Here is a 3,977-nt window from a genome sequence, read left to right as displayed (position 1 = left end):
CAGGAACGCCTCGTAGGGGATGTGTCCGAGCCCGCTGGCCTGCATGCGCAGTTGCAGCGCATCGACGAAGGCGAACAGCAGCGCCGCCCCCGCCGAGCGCCACGGATCCCAGCGGCCAAACACGACCAGCGCGATCGCCACCCAGCCACGCCCCGAGACGACGCCGAAGGTGAAGGCGTTGAACTGCGCCATCGACAGGAAGGCGCCGGCCAGCCCCATCAGCGCACCGCCGAGGATGACTGCCTGGAAGCGCGTGGCAATGACGCTGACCCCCGCTGAATCCGCGGCGCGCGGGTTTTCGCCGACCATGCGCACCGACAGGCCCCATGGCGTGCGGTAGAGCACGAAGGCGGCGAGCGGAATGGCCAGGATCGCCATGTAGACCAGCGCGAACTGGTTGAACACCGCCGTCCCGAGCACCGGGATGTCCGACAGAAGCGGGATCGGCAGTGTCTGAAACCCCTTGATGTTGGGCGGCACCGACTGCTGGCCGAAGATCAGCCGGTAGAGGAAATAGGCGAGGCCCGACGAGAACAGCGTCACGCCGATGCCGCAGACATGCTGGCTGAGGCCGAGCGCCACGGTGAACAGCGCATGCAGCGCGCCCATCAGCATGCCGGTCAGCACTGCCGCCAGCACGCCGAGCCACAGGCTGCCGCTGAGGCTGGCGGCGGTGAAGCCGGTCATCGCCGACAACAGCATGATGCCTTCGATGCCGAGATTGAGCACGCCGGCGCGCTCCGAGAACATTTCGCCGAGCGTCGCGAAAGCCAGCGGCGTGGCGATGCGGATGATCGCGGCCAGGAAGCCGACCTGGAAGATCTGTTCGAACACCGCGCTCATCGGGCAACTCCGACGCGGCGGATGCGATAGGCGGTGAACAGCAGCGCCACCAGCATGGCAAGCAATGCGGTGCCCTGGATGACGTCACTGAGGAAGGCCGGAACGCCGGTCGCCCGCGACATCGCCTCGGCGCCGGTCATCACGGCGGCAAGGAAGATCGCTGCCGGCACGACGCCGAGCGGATTGAGCCGCGCCAGCATGGCAACGACGATGCCGGAATAGCCGTAGCCCGGCGAGATGTCGCTCATCACCTGGAAATGCACACCGCCGACCTCGCCGACGCCGGCCAACCCGGCCAGCGCGCCGGACAGCAGCGCCGTCGAGATCAGCACGCGCTCGACATGGATGCCGCCATAGCGCGCCGCTTCCGGGTTTTCGCCGGTGACCCTGATGCGGAAGCCGAGCGTCGTGCGCACGATCAGGAACCAGATCAGCGGCGCCGCGATCAGCGCCGCGACGACGCCGAGATGCAGTCTTGTGCCTTCGAGCAGCACCGGGAAATTGGCCGAATCCTCGATCGGCGGCGAGATCGGATAGCCGCTGAAGGAATCCTTCCACGGTCCTTCGATCAGCGCCATCAAGGCGTAATAGATGACCGAGTTGAGCAGCAGCGAACTGACGACATCGTCGACCTTGAATTTTACTCTGAGCGTCGCCGGCACCAGCGCGACTGCGGCTCCCGCCGCGGCTCCGGCCACCGCCATCAAGACCATGGCGAGCGGCCCCGGCATTGGAATGGCGCCGACAAAGCAGCTGGCCACCGCGCCGGCCAGCAATTGCCCCTCGGCGCCGATGTTCCAGAATTTGGCACGGAAGGCGACAGCCACCGCCAGCCCGGTGAAGATCATGGGTGTTGCACGCACCATCGTTTCGGTGATCGCATAGCTGTCGCCCAGCGACGCCGTGAACATCACGCCATAGGCTTCGAGCACGCCGGCGCCGGCCAGCGCGATGAGGCCGCTGCATAGGATGAGCGTCCCGCCGATCGCCAGCAATGGCAGAGCGAGGTTGAACCAGGCAGGTGTGCTTGTGCGGGCTTCCAGGCGGAACATTAGGCGGCACCCTCTGTTCTGTCTGTCGAACAAGAATTCTGACGAAGAGGGACCCCCACCCCTAGCCCCTCCCCACAAGGGGGAGGGGAACTCTCGCAGGCGCCGACCACGACAAAACAGCAGAAGTCCGGGCTCGGAAGCTGTGTGAACGGCGAGCGGCAGCATCCCCCTCCCCCTTGTGGGGAGGGGTTAGGGGTGGGGGTCAGCGCCGCCGGAAGGTCCATCTAGGCTCTTCCCTCCGCCCCGGTCATCATCAGGCCGAGCCGCGCGATCGTCGCATCGGCGCTGTCGAGCGTGCCGACGATGCGGCCTTCATACATCACCGCGATGCGGTCGCAGAGCACCAGCAGCTCTTCGAGATCCTCGCCAATGACGATGATGCCGCAGCCCTTGGCCCGCATGTCGAGGAACTTTTCATGGATGAAGCGGGCGGCACCGATGTCAAGCCCGCGCGTCGGCTGCGAGACAACAAGCACCTTCGGATCGAAGGCAAGCTCGCGTGCCAACAATGCCTTCTGCAGATTGCCGCCGGACAATGCGCCGGCCCGGGTCATCGGCCCAGGGCACCTGATATCATAGGCCTTGATCTGCGCCTCGGCAAAGGCGCGGATCGCATCCGGCTTGAGCAGGCCCTTGCTGCTGAACGCCGCGGTGCCGATGCGAGGCAGCACCATCGAATCGGCCAGCGGCAGATTGGTCACCAGCCCCGTCGTCATGCGGTCTTCCGGGATGCGGCCAAGTCCGAGCGCCTGCACCTCGCGCGGCGAAAACCGTGAGACTTTTTGGCCGGCAATCGTCATCCGTCCGGCATCGGGCGCCCGCACGCCGGAGATCACCTCCGCCAGCGCCCGCTGGCCATTGCCCGACACCCCGGCAATGCCGAGGATTTCGCCGGCACGCACGGCAAGCGACACGTCGCGCAGCGGCGTGCCCGAATGATGCGAGGTCGAAATCCCATCGAGCGTCAGCACATCAGCACCCGGCGTCGATGGTCCCCGCGCCGGCGGCACGATCTCATGGCCGCACATCAGTGTTGCCATCTCCGAGGATGTCGTGTTGGCCGGGTCATCGACGCGGCCGGCAACGCGGCCATGCCGCAGCACCGTGCAGCGATGCGTCAGCGCCCGCACCTCGTTGAGCTTGTGCGAGATGAAGATGATGCCGAGACCTTGCGCCGCCATAGAACGCAACGCCGAAAACAGCCCGTCGACCTCGCTTGGCGCCAGCACCGCTGTCGGCTCGTCGAGGATCAGCAGCCTGGCGCCACGAAACAGAGCCTTGACGATTTCGAGCCGCTGCTGCTCGCCCACCGACAGCGCCGAGACCGGCAGGTTCGGGTCAAGCATCAGCCCATGCTGGCGGCCGATCTCGGCCAGCCGCGCCAGCCCGCCGGCGCGGTCGATCCGTCCTGTCTTGCCGGGAATGCCGATCAAAAGATTTTCCAGCACAGTCAGCCGCGGCGCGAGGTGAAAATGCTGGTGCACCATGCCGATGCCGGCGGCCAGCGCATCGGCGGAACTGGTGATCCGCACCGGCTTGCCCTGGATGAGGATTTCCCCAGCATCGGGCGCATAGGCGCCGAACAGCACATTCATCAGCGTCGTCTTGCCGGCGCCGTTCTCACCCAGCAACCCCAGGATTTCGCCGGGCGCGACGCTGAGATCGACAGCCTCGTTCGCCTTGACGGCGCCGAAGCTCTTGGTGATGCCGCGCATTTCGATGAGGAGGGCGGGCGTCGGCAAGGATGCTCCTGATCGGGATTGGCTTTACGATTCAGCTTTGATTGAGAGGGATGCGCCGCACCCCCCTCTGGCCTGCCGGCCATCTCCCCCTCAAGGGGGGAGATCGGATGTCACTTCGGCTTTCGCCAATTTTCTATGCCGAAGCAGGAGTGCCGCCGACAAAGCCGCCAATCTCCCCCCTTGAGGGGGAGATGTCCGGCAGGACAGAGGGGGGCGCCTAGCACCAACCCCCAAAAGCCAGAGCGTCAATCCGAAACCGGCGTATTCTCGTCCACATCCACCCGGAAATTGCCTTCGAGGATCTCGGCCTTCTTCTTCTCGACCAGCTCCTTCACTGTCT

At 65.7% G+C, this 3,977-nt stretch carries 3 protein-coding genes; all 3 read right to left on the bottom strand.

Annotated features, from left to right (window positions below; all coding sequences use genetic code 11):
• Nucleotides 1-843 (bottom strand): ABC transporter permease (locus tag EOD15_RS30105; protein ID WP_148129707.1); only part of this gene is annotated, 843 nt, incomplete at its 3' end.
• Nucleotides 840-1,895 (bottom strand): ABC transporter permease, encoded by a 1,056-nt coding sequence (locus EOD15_RS30100; RefSeq protein WP_127323093.1) that lies wholly within the window; start codon nt 1,893-1,895, stop codon nt 840-842. The genes EOD15_RS30105 and EOD15_RS30100, both read right to left, overlap by 4 nt.
• 224 nt (nt 1,896-2,119) lie before the next feature.
• Nucleotides 2,120-3,610, bottom strand: coding sequence for an ABC transporter ATP-binding protein (locus tag EOD15_RS30095; RefSeq protein WP_127409109.1), 1,491 nt, complete (start codon nt 3,608-3,610; stop codon nt 2,120-2,122).
• Between the last annotated feature and the right edge of the window lie 367 nt (nt 3,611-3,977).

This window comes from Mesorhizobium sp. M7A.T.Ca.US.000.02.2.1, from assembly GCF_003996995.1.
Taxonomy (GTDB): Bacteria; Pseudomonadota; Alphaproteobacteria; order Rhizobiales; family Rhizobiaceae; genus Mesorhizobium.
Note: the sequence above shows the minus strand (reverse complement) of the source record. Positions and strands in the feature narration are given on the sequence as shown.

Bases quoted from the DNA above. Each gene is read 5' to 3' on its own strand.
- EOD15_RS30095 (WP_127409109.1), bottom strand. From the start codon at position 3,610: ATGCGCGGCATCACCAAGAGCTTCGGCGCCGTCAAGGCGAACGAGGCT.
- EOD15_RS30100 (WP_127323093.1), bottom strand. From the start codon at position 1,895: ATGTTCCGCCTGGAAGCCCGCACAAGCACACCTGCCTGGTTCAACCTC.